The 25,620-nt window shown below is 47.3% G+C and carries 22 protein-coding genes; 7 read left to right on the plus strand and 15 right to left on the minus strand.

The genetic code is table 11. The features are described from left to right. Positions 1-2: 2 nt before the first annotated feature. The 6 genes from argS to AC6I2O_RS06125 all read right to left on the minus strand — a co-directional run bounded on the left by argS (position 3) and on the right by AC6I2O_RS06125 (position 6,657). Complete coding sequence (gene argS, locus AC6I2O_RS06100; protein WP_497742112.1) at positions 3-1,769, minus strand: arginine--tRNA ligase; 1,767 nt, start codon at positions 1,767-1,769, stop codon at positions 3-5. 71 nt (positions 1,770-1,840) lie between these two features. Then, positions 1,841-2,620, minus strand: coding sequence for a hypothetical protein (locus AC6I2O_RS06105; RefSeq protein ID WP_497742114.1), 780 nt, complete (start codon positions 2,618-2,620; stop codon positions 1,841-1,843). Positions 2,621-2,810: 190 nt separating this feature from the next. Continuing rightward, complete coding sequence (locus AC6I2O_RS06110; protein ID WP_120390997.1) at positions 2,811-3,488, minus strand: GntR family transcriptional regulator; 678 nt, start codon at positions 3,486-3,488, stop codon at positions 2,811-2,813. Between the two features lie 58 nt (positions 3,489-3,546). Next, positions 3,547-4,422, minus strand: coding sequence for a 4-(cytidine 5'-diphospho)-2-C-methyl-D-erythritol kinase (gene ispE, locus AC6I2O_RS06115; protein WP_120390998.1), 876 nt, complete (start codon positions 4,420-4,422; stop codon positions 3,547-3,549). Between the two features lie 205 nt (positions 4,423-4,627). Beyond that, the gene (locus AC6I2O_RS06120; RefSeq protein ID WP_120390999.1) at positions 4,628-6,199 is read right to left on the minus strand and encodes a DUF3794 and LysM peptidoglycan-binding domain-containing protein; all 1,572 of its coding nucleotides are present in this window, start codon (positions 6,197-6,199) and stop codon (positions 4,628-4,630) included. Positions 6,200-6,243: 44 nt separating this feature from the next. Further along, positions 6,244-6,657 carry a protease complex subunit PrcB family protein gene (locus AC6I2O_RS06125; RefSeq protein ID WP_120391000.1) on the minus strand — a complete coding sequence of 138 codons (414 nt, stop codon included), beginning with the start codon at positions 6,655-6,657 and terminating at the stop codon, positions 6,244-6,246. A 184-nt stretch (positions 6,658-6,841) separates the two neighbouring features. Between AC6I2O_RS06125 and malQ the strand changes: the two genes are divergently transcribed. Continuing rightward, complete coding sequence (gene malQ, locus AC6I2O_RS06130) at positions 6,842-8,383, plus strand: 4-alpha-glucanotransferase (protein ID WP_120391001.1); 1,542 nt, start codon at positions 6,842-6,844, stop codon at positions 8,381-8,383. Positions 8,384-8,442: 59 nt separating this feature from the next. Further along, a complete protein-coding gene (locus tag AC6I2O_RS06135; RefSeq protein ID WP_497742116.1) occupies positions 8,443-9,186 on the plus strand; it encodes a lysophospholipid acyltransferase family protein in 744 nt (247 codons plus the stop codon). Between the two features lie 123 nt (positions 9,187-9,309). On the opposite strand, the gene spoVG is transcribed toward AC6I2O_RS06135, so the two are convergent. The 3 genes from spoVG to AC6I2O_RS06150 all read right to left on the minus strand — a co-directional run bounded on the left by spoVG (position 9,310) and on the right by AC6I2O_RS06150 (position 12,122). Beyond that, complete coding sequence (gene spoVG / locus AC6I2O_RS06140) at positions 9,310-9,633, minus strand: septation regulator SpoVG (protein ID WP_120391003.1); 324 nt, start codon at positions 9,631-9,633, stop codon at positions 9,310-9,312. A gap of 99 nt (positions 9,634-9,732) precedes the next feature. After that, positions 9,733-10,851 carry a glucose-1-phosphate adenylyltransferase subunit GlgD gene (glgD, locus tag AC6I2O_RS06145; RefSeq protein ID WP_120391004.1) on the minus strand — a complete coding sequence of 373 codons (1,119 nt, stop codon included), beginning with the start codon at positions 10,849-10,851 and terminating at the stop codon, positions 9,733-9,735. Beyond that, entirely contained in the window at positions 10,848-12,122 is a 1,275-nt protein-coding gene (locus tag AC6I2O_RS06150) for a glucose-1-phosphate adenylyltransferase (protein WP_120391005.1), read from the minus strand. The genes glgD and AC6I2O_RS06150 overlap by 4 nt, the downstream gene beginning before the upstream one ends. Positions 12,123-12,462: 340 nt before the next feature. Here AC6I2O_RS06150 and murC point away from each other — a divergent pair, with 340 nt between their 5' ends. The 4 genes from murC (at position 12,463) to AC6I2O_RS06170 (ending at position 17,824) form a co-directional block, all read left to right on the plus strand. Continuing rightward, positions 12,463-13,839, plus strand: coding sequence for a UDP-N-acetylmuramate--L-alanine ligase (gene murC, locus AC6I2O_RS06155; protein WP_497742118.1), 1,377 nt, complete (start codon positions 12,463-12,465; stop codon positions 13,837-13,839). A gap of 441 nt (positions 13,840-14,280) precedes the next feature. Continuing rightward, on the plus strand, positions 14,281-15,339 hold the full coding sequence (locus tag AC6I2O_RS06160; protein WP_497742119.1) for a DnaD domain protein: 1,059 nt from the start codon (positions 14,281-14,283) through the stop codon (positions 15,337-15,339). A 200-nt stretch (positions 15,340-15,539) separates the two neighbouring features. Beyond that, positions 15,540-16,550: an ATP-binding protein gene (locus AC6I2O_RS06165; RefSeq protein WP_120391008.1), complete on the plus strand. Its 1,011-nt coding sequence runs from the start codon at positions 15,540-15,542 to the stop codon at positions 16,548-16,550. Between the two features lie 95 nt (positions 16,551-16,645). Continuing rightward, on the plus strand, positions 16,646-17,824 hold the full coding sequence (locus tag AC6I2O_RS06170; RefSeq protein WP_120391009.1) for a ribose-phosphate pyrophosphokinase: 1,179 nt from the start codon (positions 16,646-16,648) through the stop codon (positions 17,822-17,824). A gap of 6 nt (positions 17,825-17,830) precedes the next feature. On the opposite strand, the gene AC6I2O_RS06175 is transcribed toward AC6I2O_RS06170, so the two are convergent. The 5 genes from AC6I2O_RS06175 to AC6I2O_RS06195 all read right to left on the minus strand — a co-directional run bounded on the left by AC6I2O_RS06175 (position 17,831) and on the right by AC6I2O_RS06195 (position 23,557). After that, positions 17,831-18,658, minus strand: a complete 828-nt coding sequence (locus AC6I2O_RS06175) for a deoxyribonuclease IV (RefSeq protein ID WP_497742120.1) — start codon at positions 18,656-18,658, stop codon at positions 17,831-17,833. A 283-nt stretch (positions 18,659-18,941) separates the two neighbouring features. Further along, a complete protein-coding gene (locus AC6I2O_RS06180) occupies positions 18,942-20,183 on the minus strand; it encodes a DUF4179 domain-containing protein (RefSeq protein ID WP_120391011.1) in 1,242 nt (413 codons plus the stop codon). Beyond that, positions 20,180-20,743, minus strand: a complete 564-nt coding sequence (locus AC6I2O_RS06185) for an RNA polymerase sigma factor (protein ID WP_120391012.1) — start codon at positions 20,741-20,743, stop codon at positions 20,180-20,182. The genes AC6I2O_RS06180 and AC6I2O_RS06185 overlap by 4 nt, the downstream gene beginning before the upstream one ends. 181 nt (positions 20,744-20,924) lie before the next feature. Beyond that, the gene (locus AC6I2O_RS06190) at positions 20,925-22,430 is read right to left on the minus strand and encodes an ATP-binding protein (protein ID WP_120391014.1); all 1,506 of its coding nucleotides are present in this window, start codon (positions 22,428-22,430) and stop codon (positions 20,925-20,927) included. 65 nt (positions 22,431-22,495) lie between these two features. Continuing rightward, on the minus strand, positions 22,496-23,557 hold the full coding sequence (locus tag AC6I2O_RS06195) for a metallophosphoesterase family protein (RefSeq protein WP_120391015.1): 1,062 nt from the start codon (positions 23,555-23,557) through the stop codon (positions 22,496-22,498). Between the two features lie 99 nt (positions 23,558-23,656). Here AC6I2O_RS06195 and mscL point away from each other — a divergent pair, with 99 nt between their 5' ends. After that, positions 23,657-24,145, plus strand: coding sequence for a large conductance mechanosensitive channel protein MscL (mscL, locus tag AC6I2O_RS06200; protein ID WP_120391016.1), 489 nt, complete (start codon positions 23,657-23,659; stop codon positions 24,143-24,145). A gap of 175 nt (positions 24,146-24,320) precedes the next feature. Here the strand turns inward: mscL and AC6I2O_RS06205 are convergent, their stop codons facing one another. Continuing rightward, positions 24,321-25,607: an O-acetylhomoserine aminocarboxypropyltransferase/cysteine synthase family protein gene (locus AC6I2O_RS06205; protein ID WP_497742122.1), complete on the minus strand. Its 1,287-nt coding sequence runs from the start codon at positions 25,605-25,607 to the stop codon at positions 24,321-24,323. Positions 25,608-25,620 lie beyond the last annotated feature (13 nt).

The following is a 25,620-nucleotide window of genomic DNA, read 5'->3' on the forward strand; positions in this document are numbered from 1 at the left end:
TCTTACATCCGCTCCGGCGCCGAAAATCCAAGCAGATCAATGCTTGTCTCAAGCACTCTCCGCGTCAGAGAAAGAAGCGCTATCCAGCTTGCCTTGCGCGTCTCATCCTCCTCCGTCAGAATCTTTGTCTCATGATAAAAACGGTTGAATGCATTGGCAAGATCATAAATAAACGAACAGATTTTATGCGGCGCAATCTCCTCGTATGCCTGAGCAATGACGCTGTTAAACTTCACAAGCTCCATCATAAGCCCTTTTTCACTGTCACCGCACGGAGCCAGAATCGCCCCGCCGCAGATTTCCCTTCCGCCCGCACAATATTTATTCAAAATAGACTTAATCCGCACGATCGTGTACAAAATATACGGCCCCGTATTTCCTTCGAATGAAGTAAACTTCTCCGTATCAAAGATGTAATCCTTGGATGCCTGATTGGAGAGATCGCCGTATTTAATTGCGGAAAGTGCGACCAGCTTCGCCGTCTCCCTTGCTTCCTCCGGGTCTACCTCATGATTTTCCGTAATCTTCTTATACATCTCTTCGTTAATCCCGGAAATCAGTGTTTCGAGACGCATCACACCGCCATCTCGCGTTTTGAATGGCTTGCCGTCTCTTCCATTCATCGTTCCAAAGCCCAGGAACCGAAGGTCTGTATCGTCCTCCACCAGCTGCGTCTTGCGCGCGCAGCGGAATACCTGTGTAAAATGCATATCCTGACGCTTATCAGCCAGATAAATCATACGATCCGGATGATACTGCTTCATACGGTCAATGATTGTTGCCAGATCTGTCGTTGTATAGAGCGCTGCACCGTCAGATTTGAGGATAATGCACGGAGGAATCTCCTTCGTGTCGCTCTCTTCTTTGATATCCACAATCAGTGCTCCCTGGTCCTCATACGCATAACCTTCTTCTTTCATGCGGGCAACCATGTCCGGTATGTAGGGCTGTGCGTCCGATTCCTTTTTCCAGAGATCAAATTCTACGTTCAAATTGCTGTAATTGCGCTTCAGGTCAGCCACTGACACGTTCAGGATGTGCTGCCACAGCGCATGATAGCCGCGCACACCCTCCTGCAGCTTTGCCGTTGCAGCCAGCGCTTCTTCTTTATAGGCAGCATCCGCTTTTGATTTCGCACTGGCAGTAGGATAAATCTCCTCCAGCTCTGAGATCGTAAACGGCGCCTCCTGCGGATAGTCTCCCGCATAGCCCTCATCAAAATAAATCAGATCCGGCTGCCGCTTTTTCACTTCTGTAATAATAAGCCCCATCTGAAGTCCCCAGTCGCCAAGATGCACGTCGCCGATCACTTCATGCCCTGCAAAACGACAGATCCGTTTGACACTCTCACCGATGATTGCAGAACGCAAATGTCCTACGTGCAGAGGCTTCGCCACATTCGGTCCGCCGTAATCCACCATAATTTTCTGCGGTTTGTCCGCTTTTTCCACTGACAGACGTTCATCCGCCTGCATTTCCAGCAGATAATCTGCCAGAAAGCAACCGGATACCTTCATATTAATAAAGCCAGGATTCACTGCGCTCACTTCGGCAAAGGTAGGATTTCCCTGCAATGCCTCAGCTACCTCCTGTGCAATCGCAATCGGAGCCTTCTGATATTTCTTTTTGGCCGCCATTGCACCGTTACACTGATATTCACACAAATCGGGGCGGTTCGAAATTCCCGTCCTGCCATAAGATGCATCATAACCACAGGCTTCAAATGCACTCATAACCTCCGCGCTGATCAAATCCAGAATCTTTTTCATTCTTCTTACCCATCCTTCTTCTGCATACTGTCCGAAAACGTTATAACAGTATAACACAGAACTTTCCGTACCTACAATCCCTTTTTGAGCTCTTTTTCAATCCCTCGTTTTTTCATCCTGTCCTCAGTCCACATAACTGCCGCAGCTCCCACCGCCACAGCCGCCAGTGCCTGCCAGTTGTAAGCACAGAAAAAACCTGCCAGAGCAAACCGGTCCCGAAAAGCAAGCGCAAGCACGATACTCAGAAATACAAAGCCCCACCATACTACGTCCCTGCCGCGAATAACCCAGTCCTTCTGAAGTGCCTTCCAGCCCTTCACACTCTCTTCATACAGTCTTCGAAAAAGCTTTCTCATATAGATCAGGCTGTTGCATGCCGATGATACCAGAAGCGGCAAAAAGAAAAACGAATACCGGAAAATCATGCTTCCGCCCGTCTCCCTGAAATCATACAGCAGCCCTTCCGACGCTGTATCCCGAACATAATGCAGCATCACTTCTCCGGAAAGCCGAATCATCACCGAAGCCTGCACAAGAAAAAAGCAAAACAGACCAAAGTAAACGGTCAGTACCAGTTTCCTCCCATTCATACGCCACAGCTCTGAAAACAACAGCTCTTCCTTCCACAAAATCCGTTCCAGAAATCCGTTTACCAGACACCCAAGCAGACAGAACACGGTAAAAACTCCCAGTCCTCTGCCTCTCCATACCTCTTCTGTTAAAAGCGGCAGAAGTACGCAAAACTTTGCCGCATTTTCTGCGCCAACCAGCACATGAATCTGCCACGAGGCAAATCCCGCACGCCTTTTTTGCACCTGTTGCAAATGACTCGCATTCTTTACTTTGTGCACGTTGTATTCTCCTTTTTCTTTTATTGTTCAACCTGTTATGAAATTTGAGATATTTTTTAGTATATGTCATTTTTCTGAAATTTATTTTGACTCAAAACAAAACAGCGCCCGTCTTTTTACATGACTGGCACTGCTCTGTATAACTTCACTATTTTAGCATCCCTTTTTCTTTTCAATAATTTTCTACTATTTACTGTTCCTTTGCATTCAGTACTCCGATAATGTGCTCCTTCTGCCGCTCGACATGACGGCTTGTCACCTGCATGGCCAGCTTCTCATCTCTTTGCTCCAGAGCATGAAGAAGTTCCTCATGGTCTTTCACCAGAACGCTGTGAGACTGGCGGTCTTTCAGATACTCCATCCGATAGCGGTACATCTGCTCACGCAGATTATTCAGAATCTGTACCAGTCTTCCGTTTCCGGTTGTCTCATAGATCGCTTCATGGAAATTCATATCAGCCTGCGCGCAGGCTCCCACGTCATTGCCATATAGCGTATTTTTAAAATCTTCAGATAGCTGCCGGATTTCTTCAAACTGTTCTCTCGTAATCCGCTTGCAGGCATATTTCACCGCAAGCTCCTCCAGTGTCATGCGAACCTCCAGCACATCCTCAAGGTCAGAGATTGTAATTTCTGCCACAACCGCCCCTTTGCGCGGAATCATCAGCACCAGTCCTTCCAGCTCCAGCTTCCGGATTGCCTCGCGCACCGGTGTTCTGCTCACCCCAAGCCGCTGAGCCAGATGAATCTCCATCAGCCGTTCTCCCGGCGCCAGTTCCCCCCGCAGGATTGCCTGACGAAGCGTCTGAAATACCACATCCCGCAGTGGAAGATACTCATTCATCTGCAACTGAAAATTATCCGTCATATGTACCTCCTTACCGTATATCCTGTTGTTAAATCACGCCCGAATCATTTGCCGGAAATCAAACCCTCCGGCTCCTGAAGAATTTCGTCAGAACTACATTTTTAGCCATCTCCCCGGCCTCAAGCTCCTCATACGCGCGCCTCGCCGCCTGCTCGTCATCGAACAGTCCAAATACGGTCGGCCCGCTGCCGCTCATCATGGCATTCAGAGCCCCCTGACGCTTCATACAATTTTTTATTTCCCCAATCACCGGACAGGACGGAATCGTAACTGTCTCAAGAACATTCCCCATCAATTCCGCTATCCGGTACAGGTCCTTGTCCCGGACCGCCTGCACCTGTGCGTCGATATCCGGATGACTGACCAGTTTGTCAACTTGAAGATTTCCATAAACGAAGGCTGTTGAAACGTGAACCGGAGGTTTTGCCAGCACCACGAATGCATCGGGTGCATCCGGCAATGGAGTGAGTATATCTCCGATTCCTTCCGATAACGCCGTCCCGCGCATCACGCAGAAAGGAACATCCGCTCCGATTCTCACGCCCCGTTTCATCAGCGCTTCCTGCGAAAGCCCCAGTTCGAATAACCGGTTCATCCCTACCAGCACTGCCGCTGCATCCGAACTGCCCCCCGCCAGCCCGGCCGCGATCGGAATACACTTCTTCAAATGAATGCTCACGCCCTCCTGGATTTGAAATTCATCCATCAGAAGCTTTGCCGCCTTGTACACGAGATTATCCTCGCCGGTAGAAAGATAAGCAAGATTCGTACTGATTGAAATCCCGGGCTCCTGCTGCCGCTTCAGCTTGAGCTGATCATACAGACACACACTCTGCATAATCATCCGCAGATCATGATATCCATCTGCACGACGCCGCAAAACATCAAGTCCCAGATTTATCTTTGCCATCGCTTTCAGCTTTAATTCCTTCATTTTGGGTTCTCTCCTGTATTTTGTATACAATATAGTCCTATTTTATCCTCCCCAAATCACAGTGTCAATAAAAGAAACGCCAATTTTCCGTCATTTTTTTTATGAAAACTGACGAACTTCCTACGAATTATCGTCTCCTGCTGCTTTCCACTAATCGAATTTGTTTCTATCCAGTTTTGTCTGCATCAAATGCATGTCATTTATATTACGAAAACTGTCTGCTCATACTCTTCATCAGAATCAAACACTGTCCCTTTTTCAGCTCCTCCGACTCCAGGCTGTTCATCTCCATGATCTGTGCCGGCGTCAGATAATACTGCTTTGCAATGTCCCACAGACTCTCTTTTCCCTGTACAATGTATCCGGTAATGCCCGGCACTGCCTCCAGGTCTTCGAGTGCATAATCTTTTTCCTCAATTGCCCGGATGCACTGCTGTGTCTGCGCACGCGCCACAAAAAGATTCAGTGAAACAGTCACTTTCACCTCAATCTCCTCGCTGTCCGCCATCGTAGCCAAAAGCTGTTCCATATCCGCGGTTAGCGTAAAACGGCAGGAGGCGTCAATTTCCGGTACCTGTGCCACATGCGTAAACGGAATAATCCCATCCAGCACGGCAAACGGCATTGCATCGTCAGAAGAAATATATAGAATCGAAACCGGTACAGCCCCTTCAATCCGGATACCTTCCTCCACAATCTCCGTATTGTCAATCTTGATACTCCCGTTTGCGTGGCAGATTTGCAGAATCCTTGGCTTTGCCCCCTGGATGCGGATTCTGCCTGAAACCTTGCATTTTGACTCGTTTTTCATAACAAGGCTCTCATACGTTTCCTGGCTGACCGCCAGATCAAGGTCTTTCTCCGGCGAATAAACGTCCTCCAAAATCTCCGCTTCCTCAGTCCCATACAGACGTATCTCAAATTCAAGGACACCCTCGAGATGGAAAATCCTCATTTCCCCATCCGTGTCCTCTTTCGCAGTCAGCTCCGGCTGCGTCAGCGATACTTCCATATCCGGAACCAGCGTTGCCGCACAGCCGGCACATTCTATCTCCCCTTCAAACGGAATCATCTGTTCCTGCCACTGTACGCTCTGCGTTTCATCATCCGTCCGGTACAGCACAAACATGAAAATATTACCCCGGGCAGAAAATTTTCCGTCCTGCAGAGAAATTCGGCATCCGCGCAGCTGTACACTGTCCCACAGGATTTCATGCACATTAGGCTTATTGGACGGAATCTGGATTTCCTCTTTGAGCCTCAAAATGTCCTTTTTCTGCACTTCAAGCTGCATCAGTTCCAGACGCTTTCTCCGCTCGCAAAGTTCAAGCGCAGACTGCGTTTCCACTGCTGCTGACATATCATAAATCTCATCCACGGCAGCCGAAAAGCTCAAGATAGCGCGAATTGCCAGTTTTCGGGAATTAATCAGTGTCACACTCAGGTCTTCCGTCTCATACCGGACACGCACATTGTCCCCGGATTCCAGCCCGTCTACTGCGATTGCCTCGTCAAAAGGCAGCCTTGTATCAAGACGGTGGATCTGTCTTTCCTTCGTGTCATCCAGATACAGAATACTTACTTCCATGTACCCGTCTACAAAAAGCTTTCCGGCCTCTGCTCTCGTATGCTCCAAAGTAACGCGTTCTCTGCTCTGGATAATCATCTGCGCGTCAGGGCGCACGTCCGGTACATTCAGATCTTCATCCAGTGTAATCTGTGTCTCCGCTTGTTTTGCCTGCCTGCACATATGTATGTTTTTCATTAAAAGTTCCATATGCTTCCGCCTTTCTTTCCATAATGATCACTGATTCTCCAATACTACTGTATCAGAACCTCTTTATCCCGCAGCTCCACCTTCACTACAAGGTACGGATACGAAGGTTCCTTCGGAAGTTTTTCCTGACCGGACGGACCGAGCAGGCGCGTATCAAAATAGACCGTCTCTGCGTCCTCCGTACAGCCTGCAACTTCAATACTGTAGCCTCCCGTTTTCTGTTCCCCGTAGCCGCGAATGAGATACAGAGCCGTCCCGTCCGTATAGGTCATTCGTATTTCATTCTGTTTATTTTCTTCTATCAGGCCCGCGAGCTCCTCGGGAAGTCTTCGCGGATCCATTACCGTAAAGTCCACTTCTTTTCTCTCACTCTCTGCTCCGGTATCGGCAGCACTGCAAGCTGAAAGCATGACTGCGAGAAGTACAAAAAAGAAGATCAGGTATTTACATTTTTTCATTTCAGGAGCCCATTCCGCTGCTTTCTATTATTGATATGGTGGGCACGGGCAAAATATGACTGGAATTTTTCAAGCTTCTTTAGTATACTGTAACGGATGAGCCTGCGTGTTTTTTCATCGCTGTTTCGGCAGCTTTTGGACTGTGCGGCGCGGCTCAATATGCAGCATTTGGAGGAAAATACAGATGAATAAAGTTCAGACATCGAACGAAACAGAACTTCTGGAAAAGAAAAAACAGACGCGCTTTTCCGGGATTCTCGTACATCCGACCTCTTTTCCGTCTCCCTACGGAATCGGGGATATGGGGCCCGGCGCTTATGATTTCATTGATTTTCTGGAAGGATCAGGACAGCACCTGTGGCAGGTTCTCCCGCTTGGGCCTACTGGATTCGGAGATTCCCCGTACCAGGGATTTTCTGCGTTTGCCGGCCAGCCGCTCCTGATCAGCCCGGATAAGCTTGTTGACCTCAAGCTTCTGACCAAAGAGGATTTTTCCGATATGCCCAAGTGGGATGACACCAAAGTAGACTACGGCCCTGTTATCACATACAAAACCAGTCTTCTGAAAAAAGCGTGGGCTGCTTTTTTACATACGCCGGACAAGACACTGCTCGAGGAATTTGAAACCTTCTGCACGGAAGAAAAAGACTGGCTCGACGATTATGCTCTTTTCATGGCATGCAAGGATGAGCACGAAGGCCGCTGCTGGGTGGAATGGGAAAAAGAAATCCTCTCTCCCACAGAAGCAGTGAAAAAAGAATGGCAGAAAAAGCTGGCACAGCAGATTCATTATTACAGCTTTGTACAGTTTATGTTCCAGAAGCAGTGGATGGAACTGCGCGATTATGCACATGAACATGATGTGGAGATCATTGGCGATATCCCGATCTTCGTGGCTTTTGACAGCGCTGACGTCTGGAGCAACAAAAAATTGTTCCAACTCGATTCCAAGGGCCATCCGACCTGCGTTGCCGGAGTACCGCCAGATTATTTCAGCGAAACAGGACAGCTCTGGGGCAATCCGCTGTATGACTGGGCATATCACAAACAGACGCAGTATTCCTGGTGGATTCGCAGAATCAAACGCCAGCTTACGTTGACCGATTATCTGCGTATTGATCACTTCCGTGGCTTTGAGGCTTACTGGTCTGTGCCCGCAGAGGAAGAAACGGCAATTAACGGCAAGTGGGTCAAGGGCCCGTGCGAATCCCTGTTTCTTGCCATTGAAAAAGAGCTTGGCAAGGATCTGCCGATTTTTGCAGAAGACCTCGGCATCATCACGCCGGAAGTCGAACATCTGCGCGATACATTTGGCTTCCCTGGTATGAAAGTGCTTCAGTTTGGCTTTGGCGATATGGACGATACAAATTATATCCCGCATTTCTATACGACGACGAACTGCATCTGTTACACGGGAACCCATGACAATGACACAACCATGGGATGGTATGCACAGCAGACTGAACTCGTAAAAGACCGGATTCGCCGCTACGGTAATACGGACGGCGGATGTGTCAGCCTTGATTTCATCCGCTTCTGCATGGGCAGCATTGCCAAATACGCCATCTTCCCCATCCAAGATCTTCTTGTACTTGGCAGCGATGCCCGCATGAATACACCTGGCGTTGCGGCAAACAACTGGGCGTTCCGCTATACAGAAGATGCGCTGACAAAAGATCGCTGCGAATGGCTGCTTAAATCCACACAGCTCTACAACCGTGCCTGAGCTGAGAATCCTTCCGATATGGCAGATGAAAAGAGTCCCACAAATTATGGAGGGTGTATATGATACGAATTATTTTGATTACAGTTTTTGTTATTCTATTTCTGATTCTTTCGATTCCTGTGTTTCTGATCGAATGGATCATTGGCAAATGTAATCCCCGGCTTCGCGATATCAGCTCTTTGCGCATTGTGCAGGGAGCCTTTCGGATTGTAATCCTACTTTCAGGCGTCAAACTTACCGTGATCGGAGAAGAACATATTCCGAAGGACGAAGCAGTACTTTTTATCGGTAATCACCGCAGTTATTTCGATATTGTCCTGACCTATGTGCGCTGCCGGAATCTGACCGGGTATGTGGCAAAAAAAGAAATGCTGAAGATCCCTCTGCTATCCCGCTGGATGAAGTTTCTTCACTGTCTGTTTTTAGACCGTTCCGACATCCGCGAGGGCCTGAAAACCATCCTGCAGGCCGTGGAGCAGGTAAAAAGCGGAATTTCCGTCATGATTTTTCCGGAAGGCACGCGAAATAAAAATGACAGCGAGCTGGAGCTTCTCCCGTTTCACGAAGGTTCCTTTAAAATCGCGGTCAAATCCGGCTGTCCGATAATACCGGTCTCCATTACAAATTCCTCAGCACTTTTTGAGGACCATTTCCCGTTCGTAAAAGCGGTTCCGGTTATTATCGAATACGGCGCGCCGATTTATCCGAAAGATCTTCCGCGGGAAGAGCAGAAATTCCTCGGAAAGTACGTACAGTCACTTATTACAGATACTCTGAAAAAAAACAGAACTGCTCTTCGCTGATAAAAACCGGAGAATAAAAGGGCTGTCATATGAAACAACGTTCGTACCGTATACGTGTTTTTTGAAAATATGTATACGGTATTTTTACGCCTTCATATGGCAGCCCCTGGCCTTTATCGCAATTTATTCCGCTTCCTCTCTATTCGCGGTCTCCTCCACATCCTCTATTTCTTCCATATCCTCTGTTTCTTGCATAACCGCCTTTTCATATGCGTCGAGAATCATCTGCTGAATGCGTCCGCGCGTCCCGGTATTGATTGGATGTGCAATGTCTCGGTATTCACCGTCGGAAGCCCTGCGGCTCGGCATTGCGATGAAAAGTCCCTTTTCTCCCTCGATCACTTTAATATCATGAACGACAAACTCCTCATCCAGCGTAATGGAAACAACTGCTTTCATTTTTCCTTCTTTTGTAATTTTTCTCACTCTTACATCTGTAATTGTCATGGATTTATCCTCCGTAGTTACTTATTTTTTCTGTTGCAGAACAGGAACCATGCCAGTGAACAAAACGTTCCTGGGCATCTGCGGATTGCTCCTCCTATGCTACAGTACATACCTCGCATTATCCTCTATCACAATTCTCACGCTGTCCTCCCCCACATAACGGGAACCTGCGCGGATGGTATCGCGGCTTTCCACAATGCAGTTTTCCAGATAGACATTGTCCCCAAGATACACATCATTCAATATAATCGAATTTTTAATGACACTATTTTCACCGACAAATACTTTTTTAAAGATCACAGAATTCTCTATGTGTCCGTTGATAATACAGCCGTTCGCAACCAGACTGTTTTTCACGACACTGCCCGGATTATATTTTGCAGGCGGATTATCGTCCACCTTTGAATGTACATCCGGATATTCACGGAAGAAATAGTCCCGCACTTCTTTCCTGAGGAAATCCATATTTGTCTGATAATAAGATTCCACGGAAGCAATATTGCTCCAGTATTCGTTTATTTTATAACCGTATATTCGCTTAACCTCTTTATAACGAATCAGCACATCCCGGACAAAATCATGACGCCCCTCTTCAATCGACCGTTCAATCAGTTCAATGAGTTGACGACGGCGCAGTACATAAATCCCGCATGAGATTGTATGGGAAGACGCTGCCATTGGTTTTTCGTCAAACTGTTCGATTCTGCTGTCCTCGTTCATTTTCAGCAGCCCAAAACGCGTCACGTTCTCTGTCATCGGAATATCTTTGCAGACCACCGTAATATCCGCTTTTTTTGAAATATGATATTCCAAGACTTTGGAAAAATCCATCTTGTACACACAGTCGCCGGATGCGATCACCACATACGGCTCATGGCATTCTTTCAGAAAATCAAGATTCTGATGGATTGCATCTGCCGTCCCTCTGTACCAGAAATCATTGTCCGAAGTCACCATGGGCGGAAAAACAAACAGTCCGCCCTGCTTTCGTCCGAAATTCCACCATTTTGAGGAACTCAGATGTTGATTCAAAGACCGGGAATTATACTGCGTCAGCACGGCGACTTTCTGAATCCCAGAATTTGTCATACTGCTGAGCGCAAAGTCGATACTGCGAAAGCTTCCAGCCACCGGCATTGCTGCAATCGCCCTTTTATTGGATAACTCTTTCATTCGGAAGCTGTTCCCGCCAGCCAAAATTATTCCTACCGCTCTCACTGTATATCACCTGCCTTGTCCAAAGTCCCACCGCTTTTCAAAATACCGTCCGGATAGTCCTCCGGCACAGTTATTCCTGTCACAGCTGTATTTTTCCCGATTTTTACGTGGGATGGGATTACCGTATTCTCTCCGACCACAGCCAGTCCAAACGCATAAACGGACGGCTTGCGGCGATTGGGAACTTCCTCGAACGCCCCAAGCTCGGCGCCCTCTCCAATCACACTTCCCTCTGCAATAATCGCCTTATTGACAACCGCCCCCTGCTTAATCACCGTATTTTGCATGATAATCGAATCTCGCACAACCGCGCCTTCTTCAATGATCACGCCACAGCCGATGATGGAATTATAAACCGACCCGTAAATCTCGGAGCCGTCCCCGATCAGACACCGCTCTGTCACTGCTTTTTCCGATACAAACTGAGGCGGAAGTATATCATTTTTCGTATAAATCTTCCAGAATTCTTCATAGAGATTAAATTCCGGAATAATATCAATCAGCTCCATATTGGCTTCCCAGTAAGAGCCGAGTGTTCCGACATCCTTCCAGTAGCCGTTATATTCGTAAGCCACCAGGGTCTGTCCTTTTTTATGGCAATAGGGAATGACGTGTTTTCCAAAATCACAGTTGCTCTGATCCCGCAGTGTAACCAGCGCTTCTTTCAATGCTTTCCATGTAAATATGTAAATTCCCATGGATGCAAGATTGCTTTTGGGCTCCTCCGGTTTTTCCTGGAATTCCTGAATTTTTCCGTTCTCATCTGCCACTACAATACCAAAGCGGCTGGCTTCCTCCATCGGAACAGACATCACTGCGATACTGACATCCGCACCATGCGCCTTGTGAAAATCAAGCATAACCTCATAGTCCATTTTATAAATGTGATCACCGGAGAGAATCAAAACGTATTCCGGATTGAAGGATTCCATGTATGCCAGATTCTGATAAACTGCATTGGCTGTGCCAGTATACCATTCCGTCTTTCCTACCTTTTCATAAGGAGGAAGTACGGACACACCGCCTATGTTTTTATCAAGATCCCACGGAATGCCGATGCCGATGTGCGTATTCAGCCTAAGGGGCTGATACTGTGTCAGAACGCCTACTGTATCAATACCTGAATTAATACAGTTACTCAAAGGAAAATCAATAATACGGTATTTACCGCCAAAAGCTACTGCCGGCTTGGCCACCTTGGAGGTAAGTACCCCAAGCCGGCTGCCTTGTCCTCCGGCCAGAAGCATGGCTATCATTTCTTTTTTAATCACGTTATCACCTCTTGCTTTTTATTTCCAGCTCATTATACCATAGCTTTTTTCAGAAGTGAACAATTTTTACAATATTTTCTATATTTTTTCTATGTTTTTATCAGTTTTAACTTATTTTCTATTTTTCGTTTTTTCATATTTTTCAATTTTCCATCATTATAACGCTTTTTTCTCTTTTTCTTTTTGTATAAAATTACTATTTTCTGTATATTACAGCAGAATCTGACGTCATTTGCAGTCTTCTCCCGCGTCCACTGACCGAAAGCCTTGAGAAAATCCTTGGAATTTTATTCTGAAAATAGTATACTGTACATAACTTTAACATAAGGAGACGTTTATCATGTATCAGATAGATTATAATAAACCGGTACACATCCATTTTATTGGAATCGGCGGGATCAGCATGAGCGGTCTTGCAGCCATACTGCTCGGACGCGGTTTTTCTGTCAGCGGCTCAGATGCCAAAAAAAGTGATCTCACGAACTGGCTTACAGGTCTTGGCGCACATATTTCCTATCCGCAGCGCGCAGAAAACATTACGGATGATATCGACGTAGTCGTTTATACCGCAGCCATTCATCCGGACAATCCGGAATTTATTGCTGTTACAGAGAAACAGCTTCCAATGCTGACAAGAGCACAGCTTCTGGGCGAACTCATGCGAAATTATGAGACGGCAGTGGCCGTTGCAGGAACACATGGCAAAACGACAACTACTTCCATGCTTTCTCACATCATGCTTTCCGGAGCGCTTGATCCCACGATTTCTGTGGGAGGCATCCTGAAGTCAATCGGAGGTAATGTCCGCGTCGGTACATCCGGCAATTTTCTGACAGAAGCATGTGAATATACCAACAGCTTTCTGGAGCTTTTTCCGACGCTTGGCATCATTTTAAATGTTGATGCGGATCATCTTGACTTTTTTAAGGATCTTGATGACATCCGCCATTCCTTCCACCTCTTTGCAAAAAGAATTCCGGATGGGGGCGCCCTTGTAATCAATCAGGCAATCGCAGAACTTTCCGGTATCACAGACGGCCTCTCCTGCCATGTATACACGTTTGGCATCGACGCAGGCGATTACCAGGCTGTGAACGTTACTTATGATGCTTCAGGCTGTGGAAGCTTTGATCTCAAAAAAGGGGCAGAAATTCTGGGACATTTTTCTCTTCGCGTTCCGGGTGAGCACAATGTCTCAAATGCCGTGGCCGCGCTGGCTGCCGGCGATCTGCTTGGCATCGGCGCCGCCGCTATGGCTGAGGGTCTTTCTGCTTTCACAGGAACAGACCGCCGCTTCCAGAAAAAAGGAGAAATCGGCGGTGTAACGATTATCGACGACTATGCGCACCATCCCACAGAAATCATGGCAACGCTCCAGGCCGCCGGAAAATACTCTGCTCGTAAGATCTGGTGCGTGTTTCAGCCTCACACCTATACCCGTACCAAGGCTTTGATGGATGAATTTGCAGACGCTCTTTCTCTTGCAGATGCCGTGATACTCGCAGAGATCTACGCTGCGCGCGAAACCGACAACCTCGGCATCAGCTCCGATACGCTCCGACAAAAGCTGGAATCGCTCCAGAAAGAAGCCTACTATTTTCCGACCTTTGACGAAATTGAAACATTTCTCCTGGAAAAATGCCAGCCAGGTGACCTTGTACTCACAATGGGGGCCGGTGATGTCGTTAAGATAGGTGAAAACCTGCTTGGAAATTAAGTTTCTTTTACATTGTATTAATTTTCTTTGAAAAAGTTTTACATTTTTATCCCCGGTGGTCTGTTGATAAGTTCAGACACCGGGGATGCTGTATTTATAGCTAAAACGGGACCTATGACATAGTTATCCACATTATCCACAGACTTATTCACATCTCCTGCAACTGTTTCTGTGGATTTCTTTGTGGACAATCTGATTTACATAACTTTTTTCGACTTTTTACCGTTTTCCCACTTTTTTTACCCTGTAATTTTATTATTGTCAACTTTTTATCCACATTATCCACATTCTTCCCTGACAACCGCCGGGGATATCTGTCCGGAAAACTGGCTGTTCTCATTTTGTTTCGGATATGCTATACTGTTTTTAGTTCTATTTTGACAGGGACATATGCCCTGTCGAATAATGCTATGCATGACTGAGCAGACGGGGGAGAACATCATGAAAATTTATACGAACATACCGGAAGGATTCACTGTGATTCATAATACTTTTATTGACCAGTACATGCCACACGCCAGCGGAGAATACGTCAAGGTCTACCTTTATCTTCTGCGCTGTGCAAACACGCACAGAGAACTGTCTCTCTCCTCGATTGCTGATGTGTTCGATCATACGGAAAAAGATATTCAAAGAGCGCTTGCTTACTGGGAAAAACAAGATCTGCTGCGCCTTCATACCGACGCAGACGGTGAGCTTTCCTCTATCACCTTTACCGAAAAGCAGACGGACCATTCCAATTTTGCAGACAAAAAAGAAGAAGATCTGACTGTCCAAAATACACCAAAGGCTTCAGTGTCGGATTCCGACAGCAGCGCAGGACAGCAGCCTGCCCGGGAACGGATTGCAAAAGCGAAAGAACAAAAAGAAATTCAGCAGCTTTTCTATGTGGCAGAGCAATACCTGCAAAGGCCGCTGACCTCCTCGGAGCAAAGTGATTTCATCTATTATTACGATCAGCTGCAATTTTCCACTGATCTCATCGAATATCTCCTGGAATACTGCATTTCCAAGGGATGCGCCAGCCGTCACTATATGAAAAAAGTAGCGCTTGCATGGGCAGAAGCCGGGATCACCTCGGTCCTTCAGGCCAAACAAGAGACAAACCTTCATAACAAAAACTATTTCACTGTTATGAACGCGTTCGGAATCAAAAACCGCAATCCCGCCGCAGCGGAACAGAAAAGTATGGCGCGGTGGTTCGATGAATTCGGTTTCTCCATTGAGATTGTCCTGGAGGCCTGCAACCGTACCATCCGCCAGACCCACCAGCCAAGTTTTGATTATGCAGATAAAATTTTAAATGGGTGGTATAAAAACGGTGTCACTTCCCTGGCCGATATCAGCCAGCTCGACGCCAGACGAAAGGCGGAGCAGAAAAAAGAGCAGACCCGGGCAGACCGGCCTCAGAAAGCGGCCTCCGGTTCGGGTAATCGTTTCAATAATTTCTCGCAGAGGGATTATGATTACAGTCAGCTCGAAAAGCAGCTGCTCAATTAAGATAAAGGATTCTTAAGGATGGGTATTGGAAAGAGGACGGCCCCGGGTAATGCCTTACAAGATATTGTCTTTTTGCCTTTTTGTGTTATGGCAGTGAATTTTTATGGTTTTGGAAATTAATTGTTTGATAACTATGTGATTGTGAAACACGTTTTCAAATATATCGCTATTATTCATTATCTTAATTGGAAGGAGCTCCTATGGGACTTTCAAATGAGCAGTATAATCGGATTATGAGGGATTATCAGAAGCAGCAGACGGTGAACCGGCAGGAGCTTGAGGAACGGCGGGAGGAAATTTATACGCGGTTTCCGGAGTTTTCTGAGATTGATGCTGAGATTGCCGCTACCAGTACGGCATGTGCGCGGCAGATGCTTTTACTGGAAACATCACCCGCCATTTCGCCTGTAGATGCTCTGAGGACGCAAATTGACAGGTTATCCGTGTACCGTAATCAACTTCTTTTGAAAGCCGGTTATCCTTCGGATTATTTACAGCCGCGTTATCGCTGCCCGGACTGCCAGGATACCGGTTATATTGGAACGCAGAAATGCCACTGTTTCCGCCAGGCTGCGATTGATCTGCTTTATACACAGTCTAATCTAAAGGAAATTCTTGAGGTAGAGAATTTCTCTTCGTTTTCCATGAAATACTATTCAGAAGCTATTTCAGACCCTGTGACGGGGCTTTCTGCCGCGCAGACAGCCAGACGTGCGTTTGACGAATGCAAGCGATTTGTCGAGGAATTTGACCAGCGTTTTCAAAATCTGTTTCTTTACGGAGACACCGGGCTTGGAAAAACATTTCTTTCCCACTGTATTGCCCGGGAATTGCTGGACAGCACGCATTCGGTTATTTACTTTTCGTCTTTCCGGCTTTTTGACCTCTTTGCTGATTCTACATTCGGACGCAGCAATCCGCAGCAGGCCCAGGAGCTTGAGCAGCAAATTTTTGACTGTGATTTTCTGATTATTGATGATCTGGGAACAGAACTCGTAAATTCATTCGTGGCTTCTCAGCTGTTTCATGTGCTGAATGAACGGATTCTGCGCCAAAAAAGTACGCTGATTTCCACCAACCTTTCGCTCGGCACCTTTGCCGATACATACTCGGAGCGTGTCTTTTCCAGAATTTCCAGCAGTTATACTATGCTGAAACTGATTGGCGACGATATCCGGCTTCAGAAAAAAATATCCGCCTCAAACACTTGACGGAGCTTATTTTTATGGTAAAATCTGTACAGCAGAACACTTGAAAAATATAATATATAAACACCGCTGGCATCCAGCGACAGGAGGATTACAATATGGAATTCCAATCTGCAAATGAACGAAATCTTGAGACTATCCCGGTAGGCGAGCTTGGTATTATACCGCTGAAAAGCTGTGAATCACTTGGCAAGAAGATTGACGCACATATCGTACAATGGCGGCAGGAACGTGACCATGAGCACCTCGGCAGCCCGCTTTTGCAGACTTATTCGCGCAATTCCTATCTTGTCGATGCCAGTGTGCCGCGTTTTGGCTCCGGTGAAGCAAAGGGTATTATTAACGGTTCCGTGCGTGGAGACGATCTTTACATTCTCGTAGACGTCTGCAATTACAACCTGACCTATTCCCTCTGCGGATATACAAACCACATGTCTCCGGACGACCATTTTCAGGATTTGAAGCGTATTATCGCAGCAGTCGGCGGAAAAGCACGTCGTCTGAATGTGATTATGCCGTTCCTCTATGAAAGCCGCCAGCATAAACGAACCGGCCGCGAATCTCTTGACTGCGCGCTGGCCTTGCAGGAGCTGGTCAGCATGGGCGTCGACAACATTATCACCTTTGATGCGCATGACCCGCGCGTGCAAAATGCGATTCCGCTGCACGGCTTTGAAACCGTCCAGCCTGTTTATCAGTTTATCAAGGGGCTTTATAAAGCCGCGCCGGATATCCGCATGGATGCCGACCATCTGATGATCATCAGCCCGGACGAGGGCGCTGCCAGCCGTGCGATTTACATGGCCAATATTCTTGGCGTTGATATGGGTATGTTCTACAAACGACGCGATTACGCGCACGTCGTAAACGGCCGTAACCCGATCGTTGCTCATGAATTCCTCGGTTCAGATGTAGGTGGCAAAGACGTTGTGATTCTTGATGACATGATTTCCTCCGGAGACAGCATGCTTGATGTCGCCAGAGAGCTTAAGAAGCGCAATGCAGGACGTATCTTCATCTGTTCCACCTTCGGTTTGTTTACCAATGGTCTGGACAAGTTTGACAAAGCATATGAAGACGGCGTGTTCTTCGCTATGTTGACAACAAATCTCGTCTACCAGACTCCGGAGCTTCTGCAGAAGCCTTATTACACCGGATGCGATATGAGCAAATACATTGCGCTGATTATTGATACGCTGAATCATGACGGTTCGATCAGTGAGCTGCTCAATCCGACTGACCGTATCAACAGCTTCCTTGAAAAACACAGGAATTAATTTACTTTACTTTTCTGACCGAAGCATTTTAATCTCTGCTGCGTAGCCATCCAGCTCGTTCGGCGTCTCCAGACAGAACGGCAGATGGCTAAGCTGCGGATGATGCACAATTCGCTGCAGTGTCTCAAAGCCAATGTACCCTTCTCCGATCCTTTCATGACGATCCTTATGACTGCCCGCCGGATTCTTGCTGTCATTGACATGAACCGCCCTTAGTCTCTCCAATCCGATCACTTGGTCAAATTCTCTCAGCACACCGTCCAGATCGCCCACAATGTCATAGCCTGCATCGTATACGTGACACGTATCCAGGCAGACGCCGATTTTCTCTTTGAGCTCCACACGTTCTATGATCTCTGCCAGCTCTTCAAACCTGCTGCCTACCTCCGACCCCTTTCCTGCCATGGTTTCCAATAACACGGTCGTATTCTGGTCGGGAGTAAGGATTTCATTCAGCGTCTTAACAATCCACGAAATCCCTTGCTCAATCCCTTGTCCTACATGGCTTCCGGGATGAAAATTGTAGACATTTCCTGGCAGATACTCCATTCGTCTCAGATCATCCGCCATGGTTTCCTGTGCAAATTCCCGTACATGCGGGTCCGCTGAGCATGCATTCAACGTATACGGCGCATGAGCCACAATTGTCCCGATTCCATGTTCTTTTGCATACGCCAGATAAGCTTGTACGTCCCTTTCGTCAATTGCCTTTGCCTTGCTTCCACGCGGGTTTCGTGTAAAAAACTGAAAAGTATTTGCTCCGATGGAAATTGCTTCTTTTCCCATATGAAGAAAGCCTTTTGAGGATGACAGATGACAGCCGATTTTTAACATGATGAATCTCCTTTTTTGGTAAATGGTATTTTCATAGGCTACTTCATATATTTTATACGTTTCTTAGGATCTTTTCAATCTCTGGTCCTAGATTGACATAAGGCATCTGTGACAATTGTGGTACCTATTACGGTCCCGTATAGCTGGCGCTGGATGCAGCCACTCTGTCTTAAAAGAAACAAAACAGAAATGCGGCACAGGCAGAATTCAGTTTCCCTGAATACTGTCTGTGCCGCAGATTACTGTTTATTGCTAAAATTTTTATATCTTGCAGAATTGAACTTTATGAAATCGGAACAATATAGAGATTTTCTTCCTGCAGCGGTTCCTCGCCCTCCGGATAGGATTTTACAAACAGCAGGCTGTCTACTTCATTCGGGTCAATCGCACGCATCAGTGAATAAATCACCTCATACGTATCGGAATTTTCGGATACATAGCCTGACTGTCCGCCGCCGATAATGCCAGTATACATTGTACCATCTTTTAATTTCACACCTGTAAGATATGGCGGCTCTCTGAAATATTCGTGTGTAAATTCCGTACCGTTTTCGTCGATCCCCAGCTCTGTTTCTTCCTGTCTTGGCATTTCATACGTAGCAGAAACAGAAAGTGGCGACAGTTCCGCGCCAGTAACTACAGCGCCGCTGTCTCCGAGCGTCTCGTCAAGTTCAAAGCTCTTTACTTCATTGTTTCCCGGAAGTGTCCATTCAAAGCTCCAGGTGCCGGGAACCTTCACATCCGGTTCACCTGCAAACTGCGACGCAATGCCCAGATCCTTCAATTCTACATAAATCTGTTTTCCAATATAATAATCCTTCTCACCGCTGAACATATCAATCTGATACTCCAAGCTTCCGTCTTCCATCGTATAGCTGATCACACTGTCATCTGACAGCGGCGTACCGTCCTGATACACGGCCTTTCCATTCTCATAAATCAAGCCATCATAAAATCCGCTTAAGACGCTGCCATTTGCATGTTCTGACGTATAGCTGCCGTCCTTTGTTCCCACATTTACGGATGTGCTGGCAAACCCCGGCTCTATTCCGTCTTCTACCGTAAATCCCTCTACTTTAAAGGAAATGCGTGCAAAATGGCTGTCTACAATCGCCTGCTGCGCGGTTACGGTTACATCGCCCTGGGTTACTGACTGTTCCGGGAAGGATGCCATCTGGATATCCTCCAGCTCCTGGCGCATCTCTGACGAAACCTGAAGGCCATCCCCCATTCCTTTGCTCCACTGTGAATAGGCTGCCGCCGCTCCAACTCCCAATACGGTTACCGCCACTGCGGCTGCTGTAGCCGCCGGCCAGAATCTTTTTACTGAAATTCTTCTGCTTCCTTTTATGTTCTGTCTGTCTTTTCCCTTCATATCCTGCCCCTTTACCTTTTCCTGCGGATCTCCCTGTAAAAACGCGCCTTCCATTTTGATCTGTGCAAATGCAGCTTCTGCTTTTCGTTGCACAATCTCCGGAATCTCCACCTCTGACCGCAATATGTCAAGCTTATCTCTCTGTCTCATACAAGCCTCCTTCTTTGAATCGCAACACTGCCCATCCTGGAAATATCTGGCTTTGCACTATTTCCCGTCTGCCTGTACTCCGCCGCCATTTTCTCTCTGCCTCTGGCAAGACGTGTCCGCACCGTGCTTTCCGGAATCTCCAGAATCTGACTGATTTCACTGGTCTTATAGCCTTCCACATAATACAGAAGAATCACCAGACGGTATTTCTCATCTAAAGAATTCAGCGCTTCATTCCATTCCATATTTCCATATCCGGTATCACAGACAGGTATCTCTGGCACCTCATCCGTAAAGTTCAGCCTTTCCCGCTTCCGTAAAATATCATTGCATTTATTGATTAAAATGCGCGTCATCCAGGTCCGGAAATATGGTGGACTTGCAAGCTGCCCGAGCTTTTCCCAACAGGTCAGGATCGTATCCTGTATCGCGTCTGCCACGTCCTCTTCATTGGAAAGAATTGCCTTGGCTGCTTTGTACATGTTCTGCATCTGCATTCGCATTAATTCTGTAAATGCATCTGCATCACGTTTCTGCGCCCTTTTTACGAGATTCTCCATACCTTTTCCTTTCTGCAATCTTTGTTTTGAAGCAATGCGCCGGCCGGCAGCTGTTTCCCCTGCACCGGGCCCTTTATCCCGGCCCAGGAAAAACGGTTTTTTTGTTTTGCTTCAAACATTAGACGACGCTGTCCGGGAAAATGTCTCACAGAAAAATATTTTTTCATATTTCGTACAAAAGTCAGCTGATACGCTCCAGAATTTCCCTTTCCCTCTTCTGGCACGTGAAAAGAATCACCTGACGGCCGCTTTTTTTCAGCCAACGAAGCGCTGCCTCAAGCCGCACGTCATCATACATCGCAAAGGTCTCATCCAGAACGATCGGCAGTACCCTTCCTTCCGAAAGCAGCTCGCCGGATGCCATACGCAGTGCAAAATAAATCTGCTGCAAGGTCCCGCCGCTTACCTGATGCAGACCCAAAACCCTCTGCGGCGTGTGAATGCGGATTTCTGCCGTCTCATCCAGAACAATCCGGTCATAAGCCCCGCCCGTGAGTTCTCTTAATATCTCTGATGCACGGCGGTTCAAAAGCCCGCCCGACTTTGCATAGATTCCGGAAGACAGCTCACAAATCCGGTCGATTGCCATGGTAAGAGCCGCTATTTCTGTATCTGTACCGTCCAACCGGACGTGACTGTGGTACAGCTCCTCAAGTTCATCCTGAAGCCTCTGATACTGCTCCTCCCGTCCCTGGATCTCCTCCTGTAAATATCTTCCACGCTCATCCCCCCAGTCGGGTTCCGGTTCTTCTTCCTCATCCACCTGCGCTCCCATAAGCAGATGAACCGGATAAATCAGAGCCAGAAACACTGCCCCAAATACACCGAGAAATACCCGGATTTTCCAATCAGTCAGGAAAAATGCACAGGCAAAGGCCAAAATACCTGCAAGCAGAAGCAACCCCTCCAGAATCCATTTCAAATGCGTTGCCCTTTCCGGTTGCTGTCCCTCTCTTTCCTGCAATGGCCGACGCATATCGTATGCAGAAATGCCTTTTTGTCTTTGCAGCAGTTCCATCTCGCTCCGTATCAGCTCTGCCTGCGCCTGTTTCTTCTCGATCGCTTCCTCCATCCGTTCGTCTTCTTTCTTTTTCTTCTGCTCAAACTGCTTCTTTTTTTTACGAAGCCCCTGCAGTGCTGCGGTAACATCAATCTGACCGTCCAGCGTACTGTCACTGTTTACCATAAATCTGCGCAGCTCCATAGCAAGTGCCTCATCCGTCTCAGCTTTTGCCTGCGGAACAAATACCGTATTTACAAAAGCTGCCTCGCTCATCTGGCCAAGCAGCTCTCCAAGTACGCGCTCAGGCTGCGCATATTCCACGGATTCCTCCTCCATTTCATACATGCCATATCCGGGCATCACACCTTCCCGCGTCACGGTCAATGGTTTTGTACTCCGGTCAAAACACCGGTCAATCCGGTACACCGCGCCATTTTCCTGTATGCGCATACTGCCCAGAAACGCGCCCGGAGTCTCCCACGGCTGCCGCACCTGATACTCATCGGTGTGCGCAGCACGACCCCGGGCCCGGTTTAACCCAAAAAACATCGCCCGAATAAAGGAATGAATCGTTGTTTTTCCGGTCTCATTCCCTCCATAAATAATATTAATCCCAGTCTTCAGAGGAATCCTGTGATTTTCAAATTTGCCATAATGCTTTAAAAAAAGTTCCTGTATTTCCATCCTCACTTCTCTCCCTGGTCAGTCCCTGTTTGTAAACTGCCTCTCATATCTGCAAATGGGCGCCATTACCTTCTCTGCTTCTCGGGGTAGAGTAAAGCCTCCAATCCGTAGCGAAGCGCTTTTTCTTCTACAAGCCCTTTCGGCTTTTCCCCAAAGCTTTCGATAAAATTTCCAATCAGCTGTCCACGGTATTCCCGACGCAGCTCCTGCAAATGAAAAGCCGGAACCGTACGGTCTATGATTTCCAGAATACGCCCACATTTCATATACTCCCGAATATCCAACATCAGCCGTGGCTGGCGCTCTCCGGTAAGCGTAATCCGGTAGGTATGCTGTGCCCCTCTCTCCCGGATGGCCACTGCAATCTTTTCCCGTACAGAATATACTGTGTCGGATTCCGTGACTGTAATCTCCTCCTGACAATACTCTCTGCTGCATACTTCCACAAATGAAAGCTTTACTTTTTTCCGCTGCACCTCTCCGATGATATAGCCGTGTGGCCCCACATCATTACAGTCAATCGGCTCCAGCGCCCCTGCATACATCGCAAGGTTGCGAAGCACAACCTGTGGCTTATGGATATGCCCCAGTGCAATATAATCAAAACCTGCTGACTGGAGGGTCTGCTTGTTAAACGGAATATGTTCCGCATCCCCACCGTGGGCCAGCAGTATCTTAAAATAATCGTTTTTCTCCGCCACAATTCCGTCATACAATGGTTCTGAAATTTCCTGTCTGTGATAGCTGAACCCGTAAATCTCTGTTTTGAGCTCCGGCAGGCGTACTCTCTCGCATTCCGGTGAAAACAGGCAGATCACATTTTCATTCCACGGGAATGCAGTGTACGCAGAGGACGGTTTCAAGTGGTCATGGTTCCCTGCAATCAGTACCACAATCGTCCGCTCCAGTGTGGAAAAGAGATAATTCACCTCCTGAAGCTCCTGCATATCCGGCTGCCGGTGAAACAGATCTCCGGCAATCAGCAACAAATCTATTTTCTTCTCGTTTGCATCCTCAATACAGCGCCGGAAGCTCTCCCAAAGTTCCCTTCCCCGTTCTCTGGCCCACAGATAACCATGGTCAGGCGCTGCACCAAGATGTACATCTGCAATATGCATAAATCGCATAAATTATCATCCTCCCATTATTCGCTCTTTTATGATATCATAGATTTTTTAAAATAACCATGTTATACTATTAATTATAAATTAATACGGAGGACACATATGAAAAAAATGCTATCAGAATTCAAGACTTTTATCATGCGTGGAAATGTCATGGATATGGCAGTCGGTGTCATTGTCGGCAGTGCTTTTACCGGTATTGTCAATTCCCTGGTAGGGGACATTATTATGCCTGTCATTACCCTGATTACCGGCAAAATTAATTTTACAGACCTGATGTTGCCGCTCGACGGCAATACGTATCCCTCTCTTCAGGCTGCCCGGGACGCCGCAGCCCCGGTACTTGCTTACGGAAACTTTATTCAGCTGGTCATACAGTTTCTGCTGACCGCTTTCGTCATTTTCCTCATGGTCAAAGGAATCAACCGTCTGCACCGGCCGGCTCCTGCTCCACAAGTCACAACAAAGATATGTCCTTACTGTAAATCTGAGATCCACAAAGACGCGGTAAAATGTCCGCACTGTGCATCCGAGCTTCTCACTGAGACAGTGGAAGGACATGCATCAGAAAGCACTCCGTTGTCAGAGTAAGCGCCGCGTCTCATAGCGAACATTGGAAAAGATACTTAAAACCGCCAAAAACATAAAACACATCGAAACTATCATGGAAGGGGCCTGCCCCAGATACGTTCCGATGTGTTTTCTATTGTTTTCGAAAATCCGAATTGCCTTTTTTGAAATTGTTATTTCCTTTTACAACTTACGCTCATATCTCCGCTTTTTCCAGCGCCTGCTCCAGATCTGCAATAATGTCCTTTACATTTTCAATACCGACAGACAGACGAATCAGCCCTGTAGAAATGCCTGCCTCTTCCAGCTGCTGATCCGTCAGCTGACGGTGTGTATGGCTTGCCGGATGAAGCACGCAGGTCTTGGCATCCGCCACATGCGTTACAATAGAGGCCAGTTTCAGTGAATCCATAAACTGAACTGCTGGAGCACGACCACCCTTTAATTCAAATGAAATGACACCGCAGATCCCCTTTGGCATATACTTCTGTGCCAATGTGTAGTACTTATCTCCCGGAAGTCCTGCATAATTTACTTTCTCCACCTTCTCATGCGCATTCAGAAACTCTGCCACCTTCTGCGCATTATAACAGTGGCGCTCCACGCGCAGCGGCAGCGTCTCCAGCCCTACATTCAGCAAAAAGCAGTTCATCGGAGACGGAATAGAACCCAGGTCACGCATCAGCTGAGACGTGGCTTTTGTGATATAAGCAGCCTTGCCGAACTTCTTTGTATAGACAACGCCATGGTAAGACTCGTCCGGCTCTGTCAGGCCCGGAAACTTCTCTGCCTGAGCCTCCCAGTCAAAATTGCCGCTGTCCACAATCGCTCCACCGACCTGCATGGCATGTCCATCCATATATTTGGTCGTTGAATGCGTTACAATATCTGCGCCCCATTCAAACGGACGGCAATTCACCGGTGTAGCAAATGTATTATCCACAATGAGCGGCACACCGTGCGTATGCGCCACCCGCGCCATTTTTTCAATATCCAGAATCACAAGAGCCGGATTGGAAATACTCTCTGCCAATACAGCCTTTGTATTCGGCTGGAAAGCTGCATGAAGCGTCTCCTCGTCAGCATCTACATCCACAAAAGTACACGCAATTCCCTGCTTTTTCAACGTCACGCCAAGAAGATTAAACGTACCCCCGTAAATGGCCGATGCACAGATCACGTGATCTCCCGCCTCACAGATATTGAACACTGCGTAATAGTTCGCCGCCTGACCGGAGGATGTCAGCATGGCCGCAACACCGCCCTCCAGGTCTGCAATTTTAGCAGCTACTGCATCATTTGTCGGGTTCTGCAATCTTGTATAAAAATATCCGTTGTCTTCCAGATCAAACAGCCTTCCCATCTGATCTGCCGTATCATATTTAAACGTCGTACTCTGGTAAATCGGCAGCATACGCGGCTCTCCCGTTTTCGGCTGCCAGCCCGACTGAATACATTTTGTCTCAATTTCATAACTGCTCATCCTAGTTCCTCCC

Source organism: Blautia sp. St.27G3, from assembly GCF_059728505.1.

Excerpts from the sequence above, each read along its gene's own strand:
- argS (WP_497742112.1), bottom strand. The coding sequence starts at position 1,769 with ATGAAAAAGATTCTGGATTTGATCAGCGCGGAGGTTATGAGTGCATTT.
- AC6I2O_RS06110 (WP_120390997.1), bottom strand. The coding sequence starts at position 3,488 with ATGACGGATAATTTTCAGTTGCAGATGAATGAGTATCTTCCACTGCGG.
- ispE (WP_120390998.1), bottom strand. The coding sequence starts at position 4,422 with ATGAAGGAATTAAAGCTGAAAGCGATGGCAAAGATAAATCTGGGACTT.
- AC6I2O_RS06120 (WP_120390999.1), bottom strand. The coding sequence starts at position 6,199 with ATGGAACTTTTAATGAAAAACATACATATGTGCAGGCAGGCAAAACAA.
- AC6I2O_RS06125 (WP_120391000.1), bottom strand. The coding sequence starts at position 6,657 with ATGAAAAAATGTAAATACCTGATCTTCTTTTTTGTACTTCTCGCAGTC.
- malQ (WP_120391001.1), top strand. The coding sequence starts at position 6,842 with ATGAATAAAGTTCAGACATCGAACGAAACAGAACTTCTGGAAAAGAAA.
- AC6I2O_RS06135 (WP_497742116.1), top strand. The coding sequence starts at position 8,443 with ATGATACGAATTATTTTGATTACAGTTTTTGTTATTCTATTTCTGATT.
- spoVG (WP_120391003.1), bottom strand. The coding sequence starts at position 9,633 with ATGACAATTACAGATGTAAGAGTGAGAAAAATTACAAAAGAAGGAAAA.
- murC (WP_497742118.1), top strand. The coding sequence starts at position 12,463 with ATGTATCAGATAGATTATAATAAACCGGTACACATCCATTTTATTGGA.
- AC6I2O_RS06160 (WP_497742119.1), top strand. The coding sequence starts at position 14,281 with ATGAAAATTTATACGAACATACCGGAAGGATTCACTGTGATTCATAAT.
- AC6I2O_RS06165 (WP_120391008.1), top strand. The coding sequence starts at position 15,540 with ATGGGACTTTCAAATGAGCAGTATAATCGGATTATGAGGGATTATCAG.
- AC6I2O_RS06170 (WP_120391009.1), top strand. The coding sequence starts at position 16,646 with ATGGAATTCCAATCTGCAAATGAACGAAATCTTGAGACTATCCCGGTA.
- AC6I2O_RS06175 (WP_497742120.1), bottom strand. The coding sequence starts at position 18,658 with ATGTTAAAAATCGGCTGTCATCTGTCATCCTCAAAAGGCTTTCTTCAT.
- AC6I2O_RS06180 (WP_120391011.1), bottom strand. The coding sequence starts at position 20,183 with ATGAGACAGAGAGATAAGCTTGACATATTGCGGTCAGAGGTGGAGATT.
- AC6I2O_RS06185 (WP_120391012.1), bottom strand. The coding sequence starts at position 20,743 with ATGGAGAATCTCGTAAAAAGGGCGCAGAAACGTGATGCAGATGCATTT.
- AC6I2O_RS06190 (WP_120391014.1), bottom strand. The coding sequence starts at position 22,430 with ATGGAAATACAGGAACTTTTTTTAAAGCATTATGGCAAATTTGAAAAT.
- AC6I2O_RS06195 (WP_120391015.1), bottom strand. The coding sequence starts at position 23,557 with ATGCGATTTATGCATATTGCAGATGTACATCTTGGTGCAGCGCCTGAC.
- mscL (WP_120391016.1), top strand. The coding sequence starts at position 23,657 with ATGAAAAAAATGCTATCAGAATTCAAGACTTTTATCATGCGTGGAAAT.
- AC6I2O_RS06205 (WP_497742122.1), bottom strand. The coding sequence starts at position 25,607 with ATGAGCAGTTATGAAATTGAGACAAAATGTATTCAGTCGGGCTGGCAG.